Annotated in this window: 20 protein-coding genes; 12 read left to right on the top strand and 8 right to left on the bottom strand. The window is 66.8% G+C overall.

The features are described from left to right. Positions 1 to 147 precede the first annotated feature (147 nt). The 4 genes from H7A86_RS09725 to H7A86_RS09710 are packed head-to-tail and all read right to left on the bottom strand — an operon-like array spanning position 148 to position 3066. A complete protein-coding gene (locus H7A86_RS09725; protein ID WP_104585307.1) occupies positions 148 to 648 on the bottom strand; it encodes an autotransporter outer membrane beta-barrel domain-containing protein in 501 nt (166 codons plus the stop codon). A gap of 57 nt (positions 649 to 705) precedes the next feature. After that, the gene (locus tag H7A86_RS09720) at positions 706 to 960 is read right to left on the bottom strand and encodes a DUF6587 family protein (protein WP_016904924.1); all 255 of its coding nucleotides are present in this window, start codon (positions 958 to 960) and stop codon (positions 706 to 708) included. Position 961: 1 nt separating this feature from the next. Continuing rightward, positions 962 to 2821, bottom strand: a complete 1860-nt coding sequence (gene feoB, locus H7A86_RS09715) for a ferrous iron transporter B (protein ID WP_119132050.1) — start codon at positions 2819 to 2821, stop codon at positions 962 to 964. Beyond that, complete coding sequence (locus tag H7A86_RS09710; RefSeq protein WP_104585288.1) at positions 2818 to 3066, bottom strand: FeoA family protein; 249 nt, start codon at positions 3064 to 3066, stop codon at positions 2818 to 2820. The genes feoB and H7A86_RS09710 overlap by 4 nt, the downstream gene beginning before the upstream one ends. A gap of 116 nt (positions 3067 to 3182) precedes the next feature. Here H7A86_RS09710 and H7A86_RS09705 point away from each other — a divergent pair, with 116 nt between their 5' ends. The 5 genes from H7A86_RS09705 (at position 3183) to H7A86_RS09685 (ending at position 6848) form a co-directional block, all read left to right on the top strand. Beyond that, positions 3183 to 3980, top strand: a complete 798-nt coding sequence (locus H7A86_RS09705; protein ID WP_119132051.1) for an enoyl-CoA hydratase-related protein — start codon at positions 3183 to 3185, stop codon at positions 3978 to 3980. Next, positions 3977 to 4873, top strand: a complete 897-nt coding sequence (locus H7A86_RS09700; protein WP_119132052.1) for a hydroxymethylglutaryl-CoA lyase — start codon at positions 3977 to 3979, stop codon at positions 4871 to 4873. The genes H7A86_RS09705 and H7A86_RS09700 overlap by 4 nt, the downstream gene beginning before the upstream one ends. 145 nt (positions 4874 to 5018) lie before the next feature. Further along, the gene (locus H7A86_RS09695) at positions 5019 to 5789 is read left to right on the top strand and encodes an SDR family NAD(P)-dependent oxidoreductase (protein ID WP_104648639.1); all 771 of its coding nucleotides are present in this window, start codon (positions 5019 to 5021) and stop codon (positions 5787 to 5789) included. Positions 5790 to 5889: 100 nt separating this feature from the next. Continuing rightward, positions 5890 to 6456 carry an elongation factor P-like protein YeiP gene (gene yeiP / locus H7A86_RS09690; protein ID WP_119132053.1) on the top strand — a complete coding sequence of 189 codons (567 nt, stop codon included), beginning with the start codon at positions 5890 to 5892 and terminating at the stop codon, positions 6454 to 6456. Continuing rightward, complete coding sequence (locus tag H7A86_RS09685; RefSeq protein WP_119132054.1) at positions 6456 to 6848, top strand: hypothetical protein; 393 nt, start codon at positions 6456 to 6458, stop codon at positions 6846 to 6848. The genes yeiP and H7A86_RS09685 overlap by 1 nt, the downstream gene beginning before the upstream one ends. Positions 6849 to 7145: 297 nt before the next feature. Here the strand turns inward: H7A86_RS09685 and H7A86_RS09680 are convergent, their stop codons facing one another. The 3 genes from H7A86_RS09680 to H7A86_RS09670 are packed head-to-tail and all read right to left on the bottom strand — an operon-like array spanning position 7146 to position 10754. Next, positions 7146 to 9005, bottom strand: a complete 1860-nt coding sequence (locus H7A86_RS09680) for an Lnb N-terminal periplasmic domain-containing protein (protein WP_119132055.1) — start codon at positions 9003 to 9005, stop codon at positions 7146 to 7148. Then, positions 9002 to 9301, bottom strand: a complete 300-nt coding sequence (locus tag H7A86_RS09675) for a DUF2388 domain-containing protein (RefSeq protein ID WP_119132056.1) — start codon at positions 9299 to 9301, stop codon at positions 9002 to 9004. Before H7A86_RS09675 ends, H7A86_RS09680 begins: the two co-directional genes overlap by 4 nt. Positions 9302 to 9335: 34 nt before the next feature. After that, on the bottom strand, positions 9336 to 10754 hold the full coding sequence (locus tag H7A86_RS09670; RefSeq protein WP_119132057.1) for an FAD-binding oxidoreductase: 1419 nt from the start codon (positions 10752 to 10754) through the stop codon (positions 9336 to 9338). Positions 10755 to 10963: 209 nt separating this feature from the next. On the opposite strand from H7A86_RS09670, the gene serA reads away from it, so the two are divergent. Continuing rightward, entirely contained in the window at positions 10964 to 12205 is a 1242-nt protein-coding gene (serA, locus tag H7A86_RS09665; RefSeq protein ID WP_119128833.1) for a phosphoglycerate dehydrogenase, read from the top strand. Positions 12206 to 12618: 413 nt separating this feature from the next. On the opposite strand, the gene H7A86_RS09660 is transcribed toward serA, so the two are convergent. Further along, complete coding sequence (locus H7A86_RS09660; protein ID WP_180708100.1) at positions 12619 to 13206, bottom strand: NUDIX hydrolase; 588 nt, start codon at positions 13204 to 13206, stop codon at positions 12619 to 12621. Between the two features lie 141 nt (positions 13207 to 13347). On the opposite strand from H7A86_RS09660, the gene H7A86_RS09655 reads away from it, so the two are divergent. From H7A86_RS09655 to H7A86_RS09630, 6 genes are all read left to right on the top strand, one after another. Next, a complete protein-coding gene (locus tag H7A86_RS09655; RefSeq protein WP_164739368.1) occupies positions 13348 to 14820 on the top strand; it encodes an amino acid permease in 1473 nt (490 codons plus the stop codon). Positions 14821 to 14899: 79 nt separating this feature from the next. After that, positions 14900 to 16330: an amino acid permease gene (locus H7A86_RS09650; RefSeq protein ID WP_119132058.1), complete on the top strand. Its 1431-nt coding sequence runs from the start codon at positions 14900 to 14902 to the stop codon at positions 16328 to 16330. 767 nt (positions 16331 to 17097) lie between these two features. After that, the gene (locus H7A86_RS09645) at positions 17098 to 17751 is read left to right on the top strand and encodes a methylthioribulose 1-phosphate dehydratase (protein WP_104535541.1); all 654 of its coding nucleotides are present in this window, start codon (positions 17098 to 17100) and stop codon (positions 17749 to 17751) included. 40 nt (positions 17752 to 17791) lie between these two features. Further along, positions 17792 to 18358: a 1,2-dihydroxy-3-keto-5-methylthiopentene dioxygenase gene (locus H7A86_RS09640; protein WP_104585392.1), complete on the top strand. Its 567-nt coding sequence runs from the start codon at positions 17792 to 17794 to the stop codon at positions 18356 to 18358. 2 nt (positions 18359 to 18360) lie between these two features. After that, positions 18361 to 19059 (top strand): acireductone synthase, encoded by a 699-nt coding sequence (gene mtnC / locus H7A86_RS09635; RefSeq protein ID WP_115676855.1) that lies wholly within the window; start codon positions 18361 to 18363, stop codon positions 19057 to 19059. A gap of 322 nt (positions 19060 to 19381) precedes the next feature. After that, positions 19382 to 20461 carry a C13 family peptidase gene (locus H7A86_RS09630; RefSeq protein WP_119132059.1) on the top strand — a complete coding sequence of 360 codons (1080 nt, stop codon included), beginning with the start codon at positions 19382 to 19384 and terminating at the stop codon, positions 20459 to 20461. The last annotated feature ends 95 nt before the right edge of the window (positions 20462 to 20556 follow it).

Genomic DNA, 20556 nt, shown 5'->3' with positions numbered 1-20556 from the left:
CGGAATGTCACCTGTTTCTGCCGACGCAGGCTGCGCGCGCAGGTCGGCTGGGCAGCGAGCCAGATCGGCGCGTGCCGATGACCGGCATCGCGTCGGCGCATCGATGGCACCGCCTTGGCAATGCGGCAGCGATAGTGCCGGCGGCGCCTACTCGTACGCCGGGCCGACCCAGGCCGTGCCTTCGCTGCGTTCGATCAAGGTCTTCCAGCGCTTTCGGATCAGCTTGTCGCGCGAGCGGAAGGTCATGCGCACCCCCGGCAAGCCGAGCGTGGCACGTGTCTCGACCATGGCCGAGGCTTCATCGGCGGCGATCTCGATCCTGGTGATCGACTGCTTGTAGTCGATCAACTCTTCCGGGTTGGCCACATGACGCATCTGACGCAGCACCTGCGCCCACTCGCCATTGGATTTGCAGTACTGCTCGCGTGTGGTGGTCTGCCGCTGCTGATGCGAATCCATGCGGTACAGCACCACCATTTCGAACGCCGGCGCGGTCATCGCACACAGCGCTTCGCCGTCCTGACCACGCATTGCCTTGTCGTGCGCGGCGTAGAAATCGCGCACCTGCGCTTCGTCCAGCGCGTTGCCGCCATAGTTGTAAACACCGGCGACTGCCGCCAGGACCGCCAACAACACCAACAACCGCATCTGCGTCCCCTGCACCACCGCGTCCTGCGGCCGCGCAAGTGTAAGGGATGCAGTGCGTCAGTGACGACGGGGCGGCGTCGGCCCGCAGCTGTCGCAGCCACCACAGGCCGCGGCGTTCTGCGCGGCCGGCGGTGCGACGCGGCGGCCCAGCGCCCGCATCCATGCAGGCCGCCCATCGCGCAACAGGCCGATCGCCACTGCGCCACGCAGGCGCCGCAGCGTGCCGGGAAATTGCTTCTTCATCACCACCCACAGGCTGAGCAACACCGCCAGGGCGATGACCACGTATTGCAAGGTGAGCGACAGATCCACCTCAGCCGGCTCCCAGCAGCACGGCCAGCTGGTAGGTCACCAGCGAGGCCAGGTAGGCCAGCGCGAACAGGTACACCGCGCTGATGGTCATCTGCTTCCACGAGTTGGTTTCGCGCTTGATCGTGGCCAGCGTGGAAATGCACATGGGTGCATAGATGTACCAGACCAGCAGCGACAGCGCGGTGGCCAGCGACCAGCCATCGCTGATCAGCGGCGACAGGGCCTGCGCGGCGGCATCGTCGTCGGCAGCCGACAGCGCGTACACCGTTGCCAGCGAGGCAACCGCCACTTCGCGCGCGGCCAGGCCGGGAATCAGCGCGATGCAGATCTGCCAGTTGAAGCCCAGCGGCGCGAAGAAGATCGCCATCGCATGGCCGATGCGCCCGGCGAAGCTGTAATCGATCGCCGGCAAGGTGGCGTCGGCTGGCGCGGCCGGAAACGACAGCAGGAACCACAGCAGGATGGTCAGGGCCAGAATGATGCCGCCGACGCGCTTGAGGAAGATCATCGCACGCTCCCACAGCCCCAGCGCCAGGTCCGGCAGATGCGGCAGGCGGTAGGACGGCAGCTCCAGCATCAACGGATGCTCGCTCTTGTCGCGGCGCCACTTCTTCATCGTCCACGACACCAGCAGCGCGCTGACGATGGCCGCGGCATACAGCGCGAACAGGATCAGGCCTTGCTGGTTGAAGATGCCCCACACGGCTTTTTGCGGAATGAAGGCGCCGATCAGCAGCGCATACACCGGCAATCGCGCCGAACACGTCATCAAGGGCGCGACCATGATGGTGGCGAGCCGGTCGCGTGGGTCCTGGATGCTGCGGGTGGACATGATGCCGGGCACCGCGCAGGCAAAGCTCGACAGCAGCGGGATGAACGAGCGCCCGGACAAACCGGCCGCCGACATCATGCGATCGAGCAGGAAGGCCGCGCGCGGCAGGTAGCCGGACTCCTCCAGCGCCAGGATGAAGGCGAACAGGATCAGGATCTGCGGCAGGAACTTAATCACCCCGCCCAGGCCGGTGATGATGCCGTCCTTGAGCAGGCTGTTGAGCGGGCCCTCCGGCAGCGTGGTGCCCACCCACTCGCCCAGCATCGCGGTGCCGGCATCGATCAGGTCCATCACTGGGTTGGCCCAGGCGTACACCGCCTGGAAGATCAGGAACATCACCACCGCCAGCGTGACCAGGCCCCAGACCGGATGCAGCAGCCAGCGGTCCAGCGCATCGTCCACCCGCGAGGTGCGCGTGGGCATGGTCACTGCCGCACCCAGAATCTGCCGCACCTGGGCGTGGTAGTTGCCGTCGGCCGGTGGCGTGGCCGACGGCGCGGCCAGGCTGGCCGCCTGCGTATCGAGCCGCTCGACCAGGGCCTTGGCACCGCCGCGGCGCACCGCCACCGTTTCCACCACCGGCACCCCGAGCGCCTGTTCCAGCGCCGGCAGGTCGATGACGATGCCGCGCCGCTGCGCGGCGTCGACCATGTTCAGGGCCACGATCATCGGCCGGCCCAGCTCGCGCAGCTCCAGCGCAAAGCGCAGATGCAGGCGCAGGTTGGTCGCATCCATCACGCACACCAGCACGTCCGGCGCAGGCTCACCGGGATAGAAGCCGCGGCACAGGTCGCGGGTGATCGCTTCATCCAGGCTGGCCGGCTGCAGGCTGTAGGCGCCCGGCAGATCCAGCACCGCGAAGTCGCGCCCGGACGGCGCACGGAAATGCCCTTCCTTGCGTTCGACGGTGACGCCGGTGTAATTGGCGACCTTCTGCCGGCTGCCGGTCAGCTGGTTGAACAGGGCGGTCTTGCCACTGTTGGGGTTGCCGACCAACGCCAGACGCATGGGGACGGTTGCGGTGCTCATGCCTGCGCTCCATCGACGCGCACCTGCACGCGGGCCGCCTCGCTGCGCCGCAGGGCGAACCGCGTGTAACCGACCTGCACCAGCAAGGGTTCGCGCCCGACCGGACCGGTCGCCAGTACCGTGACTTCCTCGCCAGCGACAAAGCCCAGTTCGCGCAGCCGCCTGGCGATCGTGTCGTTGGGCAGACGCTCCTCCACGGATTCCACGATGGCGGCGCGATGCAAAGGCATGTCGGACAACGTCACAAAGACGGCCTGATTGTTAGGAATGGTTCTCAATTCTAGCATCGACGCACCGCGTCATGGCTCGGCCGACCCGTGCCACTATCATGGTTCGCATCCCATTCATGGACGTTGACGCTATGCAGGACACCGGCTTGATCGTGGAGGACCAGGGAGCGGTCCGCACGTTACGTCTGCACCGCCCGGCGGTGCACAACGCCTTCGATGCGACCTTGATCAGCGCGCTCACCGACGCCTTGCAGCAGGCCGGCCGGGCAGCGCAGATCCGGGTGGTGGTGATCACCGGTGCCGGCGCCGCGTTCTCTGCAGGAGCGGACCTGAACTGGATGCGCGGCATGGCCGGTGCCAGCGAGGCCGACAACGCGGCCGATGCGCTCGCCCTGGCGCGTTTGATGCGCACGCTGGACGAACTGCCCAAGCCGACCATCGCGCGCGTCAACGGCGCGGCGTTCGGCGGGGGCGTGGGCCTGGTGGCGTGCTGCGATATCGCCATCGGCTGCACCGAGGCGCGCTTCGGGCTGACCGAGAGCAAGCTCGGCCTGCTGCCGGCAGTCATTTCGCCGTACGTGATCGCGGCGATCGGCGCGCGCCAGGCGCGGCGCTGGTTCGCCACTGCCGAGATCTTCGACGCGGCCACCGCGCAGTTGCTGGGCCTGTTGCATCAACTGGTCGCCGCCGACCAACTGGATATCGCGGTGGAGCGCCAGGTCCGCCTGTTGCTGGCGGCCGCGCCACTGGCGGCCGCCAGCGCCAAGGCCTTGGTGCGCGCGGCGCTGCCGCCGACCGACCGCGACGCCATCGACGCCGCCAACGCCGCGTGGATCGCACGCCTGCGCGTTTCCCCGGAAGGCCAGGAAGGCCTGGGTGCCTTCCTCGACAAGCGCAGCCCGGCCTGGTTGCCGGAGGGTGCGGCATGAGCGACTTCGTGCGCATTGTCGAAGTCGGCCCGCGCGATGGCCTGCAGAACGAAGCCACACCGATCGCCACCGCCGACAAGATCGCGCTGATCGACCGACTCTCCGCGACCGGGCTGCGCAGCATCGAGGCGACCAGCTTCGTCAGCCCGCGCTGGGTGCCGCAACTGGCCGACGCGGCCGAGGTGTTCGCCGGCATCACCCAGGCGCCGGGCATCGCCTATCCGGTGCTGGTGCCCAACCTGCAGGGCTATGCGCGCGCACGCGCCGCCGGTGCACGGGAAGTGGCGGTGTTCACCGCGGCGTCGGAAGCCTTCAATCGCACCAATACCAACGCCGGCATCGACGAATCGATCGAACGCTTTCGCCCGATCCTGGAACAGGCGGCCCTCGACGGCGTGCGCGTGCGCGGTTACGTCTCCACCGTACTGGGTTGCCCCTACCAGGGCGAGGTGCCGGTGGCCGACGTGGTCGATGTCGCGCAACGGCTGTACACGCTGGGCTGCTACGAGATTTCGCTGGGCGACACCATCGGCGTGGGCACACCGGGCAAGGCACGCCAGATGCTGGCCGCCGTGGCGCAGGCGGTGCCGATGCCGGCATTGGCGGTGCACTTCCACGACACCTATGGCCAGGCGCTGGCCAATATCGCTGCCTGCCTGGAGCAAGGCGCGCGCGTGGTCGATGCGGCGGTGTCCGGGGCCGGCGGCTGCCCCTACGCCAAGGGCGCCAGCGGCAATGTCGCCAGCGAAGACGTGGTGTACCTGCTGCACGGGCTGGGCATGCCGACCGGCATCGACCTGCCTGCCCTCGCCGACACCGGCCGCTGGCTGGCGCAGTTGCTCGGCCGCCAGACCGGCAGCAAGGTCGGCAAGGCCCTGGCGGCCGCCGACTGAGGCGCCAGTCCGGCATGCCACCGTCGCCGCGCCCGCTCCATTCCAGGATCAGTCGCGCTAACGCTTCGGCTAGAATCGCCGGCTGCGTCGCCACCCGTTCGCCGGCCGGCATCACCGGCCTCCAGGATCTCCGAGGAACCACCGCATGCAGCCTTCTTCTGTTCTTGCCATCGTCACCGGCGGCGTTTCCGGCCTGGGCCTGGCCGTGGCGCAGCGCATCGTGGCCGATGGCGGCAAGGTCGCGCTGTTCGACGTCAACGCCGACAAGGCCGACGCGGCGCTGGCGCTGCTCGGTGCGGGCAACGCACTGTACGTCGCCACCGATGTCACCGACGAGGCGCAGGTTGCCGCCAACGTGGCGCAGGCCGCGCAGGCGCTGGGCGGGCTCAACCTGGTGGTGAATTGCGCCGGCATCCTGGGCTCGGGCCGGGTGCTCGGCAAGGAAGCGCCGATGCCGCTGGCGACCTTCCGCACCACCGTGCTGGTCAACCTGGTCGGCAGCTTCAACGTGGCCAAGGCCGCGGCCGACGTGATGCAACACAACCATGCCGGCGACGACGGCGAGCGCGGCGTGATCATCAACACCGCCTCGGTGGCCGCCTACGAAGGCCAGATCGGCCAGGCCGCCTATGCCGCCAGCAAGGGCGGCGTGGTCGGCATGACCTTGCCGATGGCACGCGAACTGGCGCGCTTCGGCATCCGCGTGATGACGATCGCTCCGGGCGTGTTCTGGACCCCGATGGTGGACGGCATGCCCGAGGCGGTGCAGCAATCGCTGGCCGCGGCGATCCCGTTCCCCTCGCGCCTGGGCCAACCCGACGAATATGCCGACACCGTCGCCTTCATCCTGCGCAATCGCTATCTCAATGGCGAGGTGATTCGCCTGGACGGCGGCGTGCGCCTGGCACCCAAGTAGCGGGAATCGGGAGTTGGGAATGGGGAATCGTAACGACGCCCTGCTCTCAGTGTCCCGGCCCCCGGCTTTTTCGATTCCCCATTCCCAACTCCCGATTCCCATGAAAGCCAACGACATCAAGAAAGGCAACGTCGTCGAATACAACGGCGGCATTTACCAGATCCGCGACATCGAGCGCAGCTCGCCGCAGGGCCGCGGCGGCAATGTGCGCTTCCGCTTCATCATGTACAGCGTGCCGGGCGGTGTGAAAACCGACGCCAGCTTCGACGCCGACGACAACCTGCCGGAAGTGGAACTGCTGCGTCGCCTGTCCACGTTCTCGTACAAGGATGGCGAGGCGTTCGTGTTCATGGACGACGAAGACTTCACGCCGTACACGCTGGATGCGGAGGTGATCGGCACCGACGCCGGCTACATCACCGACGGGTTGCCCGGCATCTACGTGCAGGTGATCGACGACCAGCCGGTGGCCGTGCAACTACCGCAGACGGTGACGCTGGAAGTGATCGAAACCCCGCCCGAACTCAAGGGCGGCACCGCCACCAAGCGGCCCAAGCCGGCCAAGCTCAACACCGGCCTGGAAATCATGGTGCCCGAGTACATCACCAACGGTGAGCGCGTGCTGGTCAACACCACCACCGGCGAATTCGCGGGCCGCGCCGACTGATGCGCACGCCGGTCGTGGTCCTTGCGCTGGGGCTGTTGGCCGCCTGCACGGAGCAACCGGCTCCGGCGCCGACGTCCGCAGCCACGCCCGCGCCAGTGGCCTGCACCGACGCCAAGGTGGACGAAGAGTGGCTGCAACATCCGCCCGGCCTGTGCGGCATGCCGGAGGATGTGCGCACGCTGGTGGAGGACTACGACACCTGCGAGCACTTCGCGGGCGAGGAGCCGTACGACGCCGATCGCCGCCACGAAATCGACGTGGCGATCGCGCAGTTCTGCACGCCGGCACCGGCGCGGCTTGCACAGCTGATGCAGCAGTACCGCAACAACGCGCAGGTCAGCGACTGGCTGCGCAAGTATTCGGTGCAGGCGGATCTGCAACCGACTGGTTGAGCTGCGCCGGCTGGTGTGACAGGTGCCAGCTGGCGCATGCGTCGTCCCTGGCCGGAGCACTGGAAACTGGGACTTGCAGCTGCACACCACAGCGCATCCCTTCTCCCATCTCGAGAAGGTGGCGCAAAGCGCCGGATGAGGGGACGGGCGAAGCCTCATGCAGTTGGACCTCTACGGGAGCTTCGCCCCGTCCCTTGACCCCAATCCCCGCTCCGCGCGCCGGTGGCGCGCACGCCGCGCCTTCTCGCCCCACAGGGAGAGGGGCCGGTACCGCCCTCCCCCGCGTGGTCCGAACCGCTATTGCGCCTGCGGAAGTATCCCCATCCCTGACCGCACTTCGTCGGCAGCCGCATCACCCCGCGCTAGCCCGCGCAGGCGGGCGCGCAGACGTTGCACATTTTCCTCGCCCTGCTCCAATCCAGTGCGGACCTCGGCCGGCAGTTGCTGCCGCCCCAGTGCCTGCAGCTGTTTCCAGCCGTCGACCAGTACGCCGGTTTCCTGCGCCACGCGCGCGCTCAGGTCCAGCTGCTCGTCTGCTTGCGGCAGTCCGTAGCCGGCGCTGCCCAACAGCGTGGCCGGGTGACTGAGCTGGGCCTGCCGCGCGAATAGCGATTGCAGTTGACCCTGCACCGGGTCACGCCCGGCTGCGCCGGGTGTCAGCAGGCGCTTGAGCGCATCGCGTGCCAGCAACTCCTGGCGGCGCAACGCGGCCTGTTCCAGCAACAACGCTGCAGCCGTTTCGCGCAGACCGCCGCGCTCGAACCATTGCGCACGTGCGTCCGGCCGCGCGTCCAGCCATTGCTCCACGCTGGTCTGCGGCAGCGGCAGGCCGCGGCGGATCACCTCGAACATGGCCTGGTAATGCGCCGCCGCCGACTCGAAGTAATAGCCCTGGTGAGTCGCCTGCGCACGGTCGTCCAGCACCTGCAGGTCGGCGATGTCGGCACGGTGCAGCCGCTGGCGCACGCCGCGCGGGGTGATCGACGACAGCCCGGCCGCGGCCAGCCGCGGCACGCCGTCGTGCAGGAGCTTGAAAGTCTCCACCGCGCAATTGTTGCCGATGAAGTAGTAGCGCCCGTCGTAACTCCAGTGCACCTGCGCGGCGCGTGCGAGCAGCGCGGCGATCTCCTCGGGCGTGAGCTTCAGCGGCACCGACGACAGGGCACGCAGCTCCACCTTGGTGTATTCGTCGACCACCTGATTCAAGGGCAATACGAACAGCCGCGAAGGATACGCGCCGGTCAGCCCGCGCCAGCTGGAAATCTGCACATCGCCGACGAAGGCGCGGAACGACAGCACGCGGTGATACTGCAGATCCAGACGGCAATCGGGGCCGGGCGCACGACCAGGGGCGCAGATCACCAGACGCAGCATGCTGTGGCCCCAGCGGCTCATCGGCTGCGCATTGCCCTCGGCCAGCAGGTAATCCACCGAATACACCCGCGATGGATCCAGTGCCAGCAATGACATTGCGCCGGCATCGTTGTCGGCCTGCAGATACGGCAGCGCCGCCTCGCAGCGCGTTGCATCGGGCATGGCGCCAACCTGCTCGGCAAACCAGGCCGCCAGCGCCGGACGCCGGCAGTGGTAATCGGCATCGAGCACGTAGTGTTCGAGATTCACCGCGACGAATTCGGCCGGGCTGCGCCGTTCGTAATCGTCGGGGCTGCGATCGCTGAACCGGTTTGCGCCACGCCCGATCCGCCAGGGACGCACCTGCCAGCCAGCCAGGTCGCGCAGGCGCGGGGAATGCGACAGGCCACCGTGCGCACCGCGGTCCAGCACGTGCGCCAGTTCGTGCACCACCGCCGCCATCGCCGCGCGCGTGGCCGGTGCACCGGAGTCGGCCTGCGCAGCTGTCGCCTGCGCGCTCCAGGCATCCAGCAGCGCACGATCGAGCAGGATGCGCCGGCCGATCGCGCGGCCATGCACGTGTGCCGGCAAATCCGTACGCCACTGCAGCTGGATCGGTGCGTCGATACGCTGCATCCAGACCGGCGGCAGGCGCTGCGCAACCTGCTGCACCAAGGCATGCGAGGCCTCGATCTGCACTGCCGACAGGCCCTGCGGATCGACATCGACGCGTGGTTCGGCCTGCGCCGCCGGTGCGATCGCTGCGGCCAGCCACAGCCACCAGCACCGGCGTGGAGAACTCACTGGGCCAGGATGGACTGCGCCAGTTCCAGGTCGCTGGACAGCCGCGCCGCATCGCTACGGCTGCGCAGCTGCAGCAGCGCCGCTTCCAGCCGCACGCCGCGGATCGCGCCATTGCTGGCGACAAAGCCGGCCGCATCTTCGCGTGCGTCGGCCACCACCTTGTCATCGCCGGAACTGCTGCCGGAGGAATTGGACGAACCGGCCGACGATGCACCGGCCGAGGTCCCGGCCAGGCTGGAGGCAACGCCTGCCAGCGGCAGCAGCGTCAGGGCGCAAAACACGAGGGAGCGCATCATTGGCGTATCGATTCCGTGTGAAGGTGGTGAAAGACTAACCGGCACGCGCGGCGGCAGGCGCGTCGTCGATCTCGAACAGCTTGCCGGGATTCAGCAAAAGATGAGGATCGAGCACATGTTTGATCCCGCGCATCAGGGCGATCTCCTCGGCCGAGCGCGTGCTCCACAGATAGGCCTTCTTGACCAGGCCGATGCCGTGTTCGGCAGAGATGCTGCCGCCAAAACGCTGCAAGGCCTGCGCCAGCAACTTGGTCACCTGGTCGCAGGCCGCGACGAAATCGGCCTGGCTGGTGCCATCGGGCTTGAGCACGTTGATATGCAGGTTGCCATCGCCGATATGGCCGAACCACACCACATCGAAATGCGGATACGCATCGTGCAGCAGCGCCTGGGTTTCGGCCAGGAATGCCGGCATCACCGAGATGCGCACCGACACGTCGTTCTTGTAGGGCGTGTAGCGCGCCAGCGCCTCGGTGATGCCTTCGCGCAGTCGCCACAGTTGCGCGGCCTGCGCATCGCTCTGGCTGATCACCCCGTCGCTGACCCAGCCCTGCTCCATGCAGGTCTCGAATGCCGCCATCGCCGCGGCTTCCTGCGCCGCGTCGCCGGCGGCGAATTCGGTGACCACGTAGTACGGATGCACCTGCGCAAACGGTGCCTGCGCGCCGTGCGCCAGCACGTGCTCCAGTGCGCGGTCGGTAAAGAATTCGAACGCCTCCAGCCGCAGCTGCGCGCGGAAGGCGGCGAACACCTGCATCAGCACCTCGAACGAGGGCAGCGCCAGCAGCATCACGTTGCTGGGCGGCGGCGGGTCGGTCAATCGCAGCGTCGCTTCGACCACCACACCGAGCGTGCCTTCGGAGCCGATCAGCAGATGGCGGAAATCGTAGCCGCTGGAATTCTTCACCAGCGCGTTGTTGAGTTCGAGCAGTTCGCCGGCACCGGTGACCACCTTCAGGCCGGCCACCCATTCGCGGGTGTTGCCGTAGCGGATCACGCGGATGCCGCCGGCATTGGTGGCGATGTTGCCGCCGATCGAGCAGGAACCGCGTGCGGCAAAGTCCACCGGATACACCAGCCCATGCTCGCGCGCGGTGTTGTGCACCGCCTCCAGCGGCATGCCGGCCTGGACGGTGAGCGTGCGATCCACCGCGTTGAACTCCAGCGGCTTGTTCAGGCGCTCCAGGCTCAGCACCAGCTCACCGTTGGCAGCCACCGCACCGCCGGACAGGCCGGTGCGCCCGCCCGAAGGCACTACCGCCACCGCATGCGCATTTGCCCAGCGCAGCACCGCCTGCACCTCGTCCACCGAGCCAGGCAAGGCGATCGCGAGCGGGTTGGGCGTCCAGCGCCGCGTCCAGTCGCGGCCGTAGTGTTCCAGGTCGGCCGGCTCGGTCTTCAAACGCAACGCCGGCACGGCCTGTTGCAACGAAAGGATGCGGGGATCGGTCATGGCACACGGCGCTGCGGTAGGAACCGCACAGCGTGCCAGTGCACGCCAGCCTCGTCCAGCTGCACGGCGTGCGGCCGAGGCGGTGTTGGATTCAGCTGAAACCGTTGCACCGCAAGGACTTTGCCTGCGCAAACACTGCGTTGCGACCGCCCCATCGCGCAGCCCATCTGGCATAGTTGCCGACCCGATTGCTGCAATGCGCTCCCCCCATGTCGCCGAAGAGAACCTCGTTTCCCAAGCAGGACATCCGCGTCCTGTTGCTGGAAGGCATCAGCCAGACTGCCGTGGATGTGTTCCGCGCCGCCGGTTATTCGCAGATCGAGCTGCACGCCAAATCGTTGCCGGAAGACGAGTTGATCGCCCGCATCGCCGAGGCGCATATCGTCGGCATCCGCTCGCGCACGCAGCTGAGCGCGCAGGTGCTGGCACATGCCAAGCGGCTGATCGCGGTCGGCTGTTTCTGCATCGGCACCAACCAGGTCGATCTGGACGCGGCCGAACTGGCCGGCATCCCGGTGTTCAACGCGCCCTACTCCAACACCCGCAGCGTGGCCGAGCTGGTCATCGCCGAGGCGATCCTGCTGTTGCGCGGCATCCCGCAGAAGAACGCCCAATGCCATCGCGGCGGCTGGTCCAAGTCGGCCGCCGGCAGCCACGAAACGCGCGGCAAGGTGCTGGGCATCGTCGGTTACGGGCATATCGGCACCCAGGTCGGCGTGCTGGCCGAGTCGCTGGGCATGCAGGTGATCTTCCACGACATCGAAACCAAGCTGTCGCTGGGCAACGCGCGCGCGGCGATCGACCTGGACGACCTGCTGGCACGCGCGGACGTGGTGACCCTGCATGTGCCGGAGACGCCGTCGACCAAGGACATGATCGGCGCGGCGGAAATCGCGCGCATGAAACACGGCGCGCACTTGATCAACGCCTCGCGTGGCACCGTGATCGACATCGACGCACTGGACGCGGCGCTGAGCTCCGGCCAGATCGGCGGCGCGGCGGTGGACGTGTTCCCGATCGAGCCCAAGGGCAACGGCGATGCGTTCGAATCCCCGTTGACCGCACACGACAACGTGATCCTGACCCCGCACGTGGGCGGCAGCACGCTGGAAGCGCAGGACAATATCGGTGTCGAAGTGGCCGCCAAGCTGGTGCGCTACAGCGACAACGGCAGCACCCTGTCGGCGGTGAACTTCCCCGAGGTCACCCTGCCCGAGCATCCCGACAGCCTGCGCCTGTTGCACATCCACCGCAACGTGCCGGGCGTGCTGTCCAAGATCAACGAACTGTTCTCGCGCCACAACGTCAACATCGACGGCCAGTTCCTGCGCACCGATGCCAAGGTGGGCTACGTGGTGATCGACGTCAGCGCCAGCGAGGCGCAGGCCACCGCGCTGAAGGAAGGCCTGGCGTTGATCGAGGGGACCTTGCGGACGCGGATCTTGTATTGATCTGTTGATGCACGCGCGGCCCTCATCCGCGGCCCTCATCCGGCGCTTTGCGCCACCTTCTCCCGCAAGCGGGAGAAGCAAGTGCAGGTCACCCTTCTCCCGGGAGCTCCCTTCTCCCGGGAGCTCCCTGCTACCGGGTGCCCCCCTTCTCCCGGGTGCCCCCCCTTCTCTCGCGTGCTCCCTTGTCTCGCTCGCGTCCCTCGCGCGCGCTCCCCTCTTCCGCGCGCCTTCTTCTCCCGCAAGCTACCTTCTACCGCTCGCGCCCCTCTCGCGCACGCTTCTCTCTTCCGCACGCCCTTGTCTTCCCGCTGGCGCCCTTCCCTCGCGCACTTCTTTCTCCAGCGCGCTCCCTTCTCCCGCTTGCGGGAGAAGGTGCCCGCAGGGCGGATGAGGGCACACGCCCTCAATCCCCCTTACACGCCTCGCGCCACCCACTTCTCGGCCATGCGCCGCATCGACGGATCCAGCTGCGGATCGGCAAGCAGCTCGGCGATCGGCCGCCACGCCAGGGCCAGTGACTCCTCGCTGACCTCGAACGCCTCGTCCGCTCCAGCCACCACCACATAGCGCGCGTCGTAATGCCAGTGCCCGGCCACCTCGCCGCGTGCGGGAATCCAGTGGCGGTCCAGGTCGAAGATGTCTGCATCCACCAGGCGCAAGCCGCTCAATCCGGATTCCTCCTGCGCCTCGCGCAGGGCCACCTGCGCCAGGTCGCGGTCGCCGTCGGCGTGCCCGCCCAGCTGCAGCCAGCGCTGCAGCTTGCGGTGGTGGGTCAGCAACGTGCGCGTGCCATCGGCGCTGACCACCCAGGCCGAACCGGTGAAATGACCTTCGACACGCTCGCGCAGGAACGGGTTGGTGGCATCGTCCAGCAGCTGTGCGAACTGCTCGGCCAGCCCGGCTTCGTCGGGCCAGCGTGCGCGGTAGTCGGCCAATCGCTGTTGCAGGGTTGCATCCACCATCTGTCGTTCTCGGTCGCCCGTCGCGGGCCGGGTGGCCATTATCGCCATTCATGCTGCGTACGTGCTTGTCGTGAGCGTGTAGCTTTGGCAAGGTAGGCCGCTTGCCTGTCCGTTGGGGACGCGGCGCACACCTTCGCCCGGGCGCCAGCGCCTTAGCCTTGCCACTTAGGGATGTACCGAATGCTGAAGTCTCTGTTGAGGGTCAAACCGATCGAGCCCGCTGGACATGTGGATGGGGGCGAACCGGTCGAAGGCAGCCTGCAAGGCGAAGCCACCCTGCAACGCACCCTCACCGCCAAGCACCTGATCATGCTCGGCATCGGCGCGGTGATCGGCGCCGGCATCTTCGTGCTGACCGGCCAGGCCGCTGCCAACCATGCCGGCCCGGCGGTGATGCTGTCCTTCGTGTTTGCGGGCATCGCCTGCGCGTTCGCCGGCCTGTGTTACGCAGAGTTCGCGGCGATGATGCCGGTCTCCGGCAGCGCCTACTCGTATTCATACGCCACCCTTGGCGAAGGCATCGCCTGGTTCATCGGCTGGTGCCTGGTGCTGGAATACCTGTTCGCCGGCTCCAGCGTGGCGGTCGGCTGGTCGGCCTACCTGATCAGTTTCCTGACCGGCACGCTCGGATTGCCGTTCCCGGCGGAGCTGGCCGGTGCACCACTGGCCTGGGACGGCCACAACTTTGTCAGCTCCGGCAACCTCATCAACCTGCCGGCCGTGCTGATCGTGGCTGCGGTGAGCATGCTGTGCTACGTGGGCGTCACCCAGTCGGCGTTTGCCAATGCCATCGTGGTGGCGATCAAGGTGGTGGTGATCTGCCTGTTCGTCGGCTTCGGCATCGCCTACATCGATCCGGCCAACTGGCACCCTTTCATTCCGGAAAACACCGGGCCGGGCCAGTTCGGCTGGGACGGCGTGTTCCGTGCGGCGTCCATCGTGTTCTTCTCCTACATCGGCTTCGACGCGGTCTCCACCTCCGCCGGCGAGACCAAGGATCCGCAGAAGAACATGCCGATCGGCATTCTGGTATCGCTGGCGGTCTGCACCGTCATCTACATCATCGTCTGCGCGGTGCTGACCGGCCTGCTGCCCTACACCCAGCTTGGCACTGCCAAGCCGGTGGCCACGGCGCTGGAAGCGCACCCGCAGCTCACCTGGCTCAAGACCGCAGTGGAGATCGGTGCAATCGCCGGCCTGTCCTCGGTGGTGCTGGTGATGCTGATGGCGCAGCCGCGCATCTTCTACACCATGGCCAAGGACGGGTTGATGCCCAGACTGTTCGGCAAGGTGCACCCGAAGTTCCACACGCCCTACGTCGGAACGATCTTCGTCGGCGTGGTCGCGGCGCTGCTGGCCGGGCTGATTCCGCTCAGCGTGCTGGGCGAACTGGTGTCGATGGGCACCCTGCTCGCCTTCGCCACCGTGTGCGCCGGGGTCATGGTGCTGCGTTTCACCAAGCCGGATCTGCCGCGGCCGTTCCGGGTGCCGCTGGCGATGCTGATCTGCCCGCTCGGCGCGCTGGCCTGCCTGTTCCTGTTCTTCCAGGCCTTCCAGGAACACTGGAAGGTGTTCGTGGGCTGGACCGTGATCGGCCTGGTCATCTATTTCGGGTATGGCATTCGCCATAGCCGGCTGGCCCGCAGGGTTTGACTGCAAGTCCCTCGCAAGAGCCCGCACATCTCGCACACGCCCGCACCTCCATGTGCAGGGATTCAACAGGAACCGCTGCATGTTCAAGCAACTCTGGGCCACCAAACACCCGCACGCCAGCCATGAGGCGGCCGACGGGCTGGGCCTGCAACGTGCACTCGGGCCCTGGGGGCTGACTGCCCTGGGCATTGGCGCGGTGATCGGCGGCGGCATCTTCGTCATCACCGGCCAGGCCGCGGCCGACCATGCCGGCCCGGCGATCATGCTGTCGTTCGTGCTGGCCGCGGTGTGCTGCGCGTTCTGCGCGATGGCCTACGCCGAATTTGCCGCGATGGTGCCGGTGTCCGGTAGTGCCTACACCTATACCTACGCCACCTTCGGCGAACTGGCGGCCTGGTTCATCGGCTGGATGCTGGTGCTGGAATACGGCGTCTCCGCCTCGGCGGTGGCGGTCAGCTGGACCGGCTACTTCCTCAGCCTGCTGGAACATTTCAACATCCACCTGCCGGCCGCCCTGGTCAGCGCGCCGCTGGACGGCAAGCTGCAGCGCACCGGCGCGATCGCCAACCTGCCTGCGGCCGGTATCGTGCTGCTGCTGACCTGGCTGTGCTACGTGGGCATCCGCAAGTCGTCGGCAATGAACATGGCGATGGTGATCCTCAAGACCGGCTTGATCCTGCTGGTGATCGCAGTGGGCTGGAAGTACGTCGATACCGATAACTGGCACCCGTTCATCCCGGCCAACGAAGGCCCGGGCAAGTACGGCATGGAAGGTGTGCTGCGCGGCGCGGCAATGGTGTTCTTCGCCTACATTGGCTTCGAGGCAGTGTCGGTGGCGGCGCAGGAATCGCACCGCCCGCAACGCGATCTGCCGATCGGCATGATCCTGTCGCTGGTCATCTGCACCGTGCTCTACATCGCCATGGCGGCGGTGATGACCGGCCTGGTGCCCTACACCCTGCTCGGCACCGACGAGCCGGTGGTGACCGCGGTAGCGGCACATCCGCAACTGGCCTGGCTGCGCGTGGTGGTGGAAGTGGGTGCACTGATCGGGCTGTCGTCGGTTGTGCTGGTGATGATCATCGGCCAGCCGCGCATCTTCATGATCATCGCGCGCGACGGCCTGCTGCCGTCGATCTTCACCCGCATCCATCCCAAGTACCGCACCCCGCACGTCAACACCGTGATCACCGGCGTAGGCATCGCCCTGCTGGCGGCGGTGTTTCCTCTGGATGTGCTGGGCGAGCTGACCTCGATGGGGACGCTGATCGCCTTCGCGGCGGTATGCGCCGGTGTGCTGATCCTGCGCCGTACCCACCCGGAACTGCCGCGCCCGTTCCGCATGCCGGTGGCCTGGCTGATCTGCAGCGCCGGCGTGTTGAGTTGCCTGGCGCTGCTGTCGGCGATGACCCTGCACAACTGGATGTTGATGGGGGTGTGGACGCTGGTCGGGCTGGTGGTCTATTTCGGCTACGGCTACCGCCACAGCCGTCTGCGCGACGGTCGCTGAGCACGCGCGCACGCCAGCAGCCACTGACGAACGACCGCCCGCCGGTGTATGGCAGAGAGGGCGACAGGTCTTCGGCTGCTGGGCGGCTGATCTGTGACCTGGTTGCAGGACCCTGATCCGCTGATCTGCAACTTGGTTGCAGGGTCCTGATCTGACCTGCGTCTTGGCTGCAGGGCCCTTGCCCGCCCACCATCGCGGGACACGCCGCAAGTACATCCCTGTAGGCTCTTACGCGGCATCCATGCCGCGTAAGGTCCCGCGCCGGTGGGCGGGCAAGGACCTGTCGAAATGGTCGGTGTGTGTGTTTGCAAGCAGTGCATGACGTGCTCTGGTTGGATCACTGGGCGTCTGCTCAACCTCTCACCACTTTTCATCGCAAGTCGAGCGGAAGACCAGACTACAAACGTCTAGCCTGCGCGCCGCAAGCCGAGCAACATGTTTTTTAAGAAAACAGCCGACCAACTGTCTGGTGCGGTGCCCTCACCGGTTGCGGGACCGTGTGGCGGCATGGATGCCGCCACCGAGCCCCCAGGGACGGGTTCACGGCGTGTCCCGCAAGCGGTGAGGGCACCGCGCCCTCGACCGACTAAAGCGTTTCACCTGGCCCTCTGACTGCCTCCGACAAGAGGCGGCCAACAAAAACCATTGCGTTCACCGCCTGACGCGCGCTCTTTGTCTTCTGTCGCCATTCGCGACCCGGGCGTGGCAGCAACAAACCCTGCTGCGCTGCACCTGACCGTAATCCGGCGGGGCAGTAGAATAGGACCATGAATGCGACCACTGCCCCCCTGCCCTATAGCGCCGCGCGTCTGCACGAGCTGGCGCAACTGCTGATCGGCAACATCCGCGAGCTGGCCCAGGCCGGCTGGACGCCGGCCACCAGCAGCAATTTCTCCCATCGCCTGGACGAACAGCACGCCGCGATCACCGTGTCCGGCCGCGACAAGGGCCGCCTGGTCGAGGAAGACATCATGGTGGTGGACTTTGATGGCCTGGCCGTCGGCCGGCCGTTGCGCCCGTCCGCGGAGACGCTGCTGCATACCCAGCTGTATCGCCGCTTCCCGGAGATCGGCTGCGTGCTGCACACCCATTCGCCGGTGCAGACCATCGCCTCGCGGCTGTATGCCGGCGCCGGCGTGATCCGGCTGGAAGGCTATGAGCTATTGAAAGCCTTCGAGGGCAACACCACCCATGAAACGGCAGTGGACGTGCCGGTGTTCGCCAATACCCAGGACATGCAGGTGCTGGCCGCGCAGGTGGAGGCCTTGCTGGACAAACAGAGCCTGTGGGGGTATCTCATCGAAGGACACGGTCTGTATGCCTGGGGCCGCAACATGGCCGAGGCACGCCGTCACCTGGAGGCCTTCGAATTCCTGCTGCATTGCGAACTCGAGCTGCTGAAGCTGCGCGGCCCGCGCTGAGTCCTCGCCACCTCCCCCTTCCCTTGTGAGCCAGATCGCCATGAGCCGACTGCGTATCTTCGCCGACACCAATCCCAGCATTCCGGAATTCGACAGCCGCGACGGCGATGCCATCGCCGCCGAGCTGACCAAGATCGGCGTGACCTTCGAGCGCTGGCATGCCAGCCAGCCGGTCGAGCCCGGCGCCACGCCCGAGCAGGTCATGGATGCCTACCGCGTCGACATCGACCGCATCAGTGCCGAGCGCGGCTTCAAGACCGTGGACGTGGTCAGCATCGCGCCGGACAACCCCAAGCGCGAGGAAATGCGCGCCAAATTCCTCGACGAGCACTTCCACAAGGAAGACGAGGTGCGTTTCTTCGTGGCCGGCTCGGGCCTGTTCACGCTGCACGTGGACGACAAGGTCTACGAGATCGAATGCGTGAAGGACGACCTGATCGCCGTGCCCGATAGCACCCTGCACTGGTTCGACATGGGGCCTGAGCCCCACTTCGTGGCGATCCGCTTCTTCACCGAGCCCGATGGCTGGGTCGGCCATTTCACCGGCACCGAAATCGCCCAACAATTCCCCCGCTACGCCCCCGAGAAACCTCACAAGGCCAGCTGACGATGACACGACCGCAAGCGATCCTCACCGATATCGAAGGTACGACCAGCAGCATCTCGTTCGTCAAGGACGTGTTGTTTCCGTATGCGCGCCGCGCCATGCCGGCCTACGTGCGCGAGCACGGTGGCCACCCACAGGTGCGGCACTGGCTCAACCAGGTGGCCGACGAGATCGGCGAGGATGTGCCGGACGAGGTGCTGGTCAGCACCCTGCAGACCTGGATCGACGAGGATCGCAAGCACACCGCACTCAAGGCGCTGCAGGGCATGATCTGGGGCGATGGCTACAAGACCGCCGACTTCACCGCGCATATCTATGCCGATGCGGCAATCCAGCTGCAGGCCTGGCATGCGGCCGGCATTCCGCTGTACGTGTATTCGTCCGGCTCGGTGCCGGCGCAGAAGCTGTTCTTCGCGCACAGCGATGCCGGCGACCTGAGCGGGCTGATCAGCGACTGGTTCGATACCGAGGTCGGCCCCAAGCGCGAGAGCGCCAGCTACCGCCGCATCGCCGAACGCATCGGCGTGCCGCCGGGCGAGATCCTGTTCCTGTCGGATGTGATCGAAGAGCTGGACGCCGCCAAGCGTGCCGGCATGCGCACTGCGCTGCTGGACCGTCTGGAGGATTACCCCACGCCACGCGCAGCCGACGAGATCGGTAGCCACCAGCGCGTGGAGAGTTTTACCGAGCTGGCGCTGTAAGCACGCTCGACAAGCCGGCTGCGCTCACCAATGGGTCAGCGCAGCCGCTGTCTGGTGCTGCGCGCGCTGCGGATAGGTGACGGTTCAAGTGCACCATCTGCGCCTGCCTGACGGCACGCTCGCGCCGCCTTTTGCCGGCTCGGGTCAGCCGGCCTCGCCAATGCGGATTGGCGAGGCCCGGCATGGAAGGCCAGCTGCACGGGACGTATTCTGCAAGATGTGCCTGAAGCACAGCGATGGACGTTGTGCAGCGTCACCGCCTGCGTCGCAATCACGGCGCCCAGGCGCTCCACCCGTCTCTCCCAGACTTCGGCGTTTTTCCATGTCGCTGCATTCCACCTTCGGACCGAGCGCCTTGCTGCGGCGACTCTCATTGTTGATCGTCATCGTGGCCTTGATGGCCGGCTGCCATCCCGATGCCGGTGCCGCATTGCCGAACCAGGCGGCAAGCGAAGACGAGGTCGATCCGGTCGACCACGCGGCGCTCGCGCAGGCCTTGAACGCGCTGCAGCCGCAGCGTCCCGGCGTGAGCGATCTGTATGTGGTCGGCTTCGCCGGCGATGCCAGCGACGATGTGTTTCGCAACGAGACGCTCTACCTCAAGCAGCTGTTCGAACGGCGCTTCGATGCGCGCGGCCGCGTGGTGGCGCTGGTCAACAACCCGGACAATCTGGGCGAGCAGCCGTATGCACCGTTGGCGACCTACGACAACCTCTACGACACGCTTGCGGCGGTCGGCAAGCGCATGGATCGCAAGGAAGACGCGCTGCTGTTGTTCGTCACCACCCATGGCACCGAAGACCACACGCTGTACGTGCAGGTGGACCAGAACGAAGAGGATTTCATCAGCCCGCAGGATCTGCGCCAGGCGCTGGACGATGCCGGGATCGGCAACCGCATCATCGTGCTGTCGGCCTGCTACTCGGGTGGCTTCATTCCGGCGCTGCGTTCACCGGACACGCTGGTCCTCACTGCTGCGCGCGCAGACCGGCCTTCGTTCGGCTGCGGCAACACCTCCAATGCGACCTACTTCGGCCAGGCCTGGTTGATCGATGCGATGAACCGCAGCGACGACCCGTTGGCAGCGTTCGCCAGCGCCAAAACGGCGATCACTGCGCGCGAGAAACAGGACGGCGAATTGCCGTCGTTGCCGCAGCAGTCGCTCGGCAGGCGCATCGCGCCGGTGCTGGCACGCTGGCGTGCAGGCCTGCATACAGGCCCGGCGGTGGCCTATCCGTATCCGCCGCTGGATGCTGTGCCGGATGACGGGCAAGACCGCGTTCCAGAAAGCGATTCCGATACGCAGCCACTGCACAGCCCGACGAACGCCAAAACACCGGCCGCTCCCACCCGCCCGCGCAACCCGCTGCCCGTGCCCTTGCCACCGACACCGACACCCTGATCACTGTCACGCGCTGAGACTAATTCTCATTTCGTCAGCGCTTGCGCGGCCTCGCTACACTCGCCCGGCCAGCCAGCACACGCCAGCCAGCATCG

Source organism: Xanthomonas euroxanthea (genome assembly GCF_903989455.1).
Taxonomy (GTDB): Bacteria; Pseudomonadota; Gammaproteobacteria; order Xanthomonadales; family Xanthomonadaceae; genus Xanthomonas; species Xanthomonas euroxanthea.
Note: the sequence above shows the minus strand (reverse complement) of the source record. Positions and strands in the feature narration are given on the sequence as shown.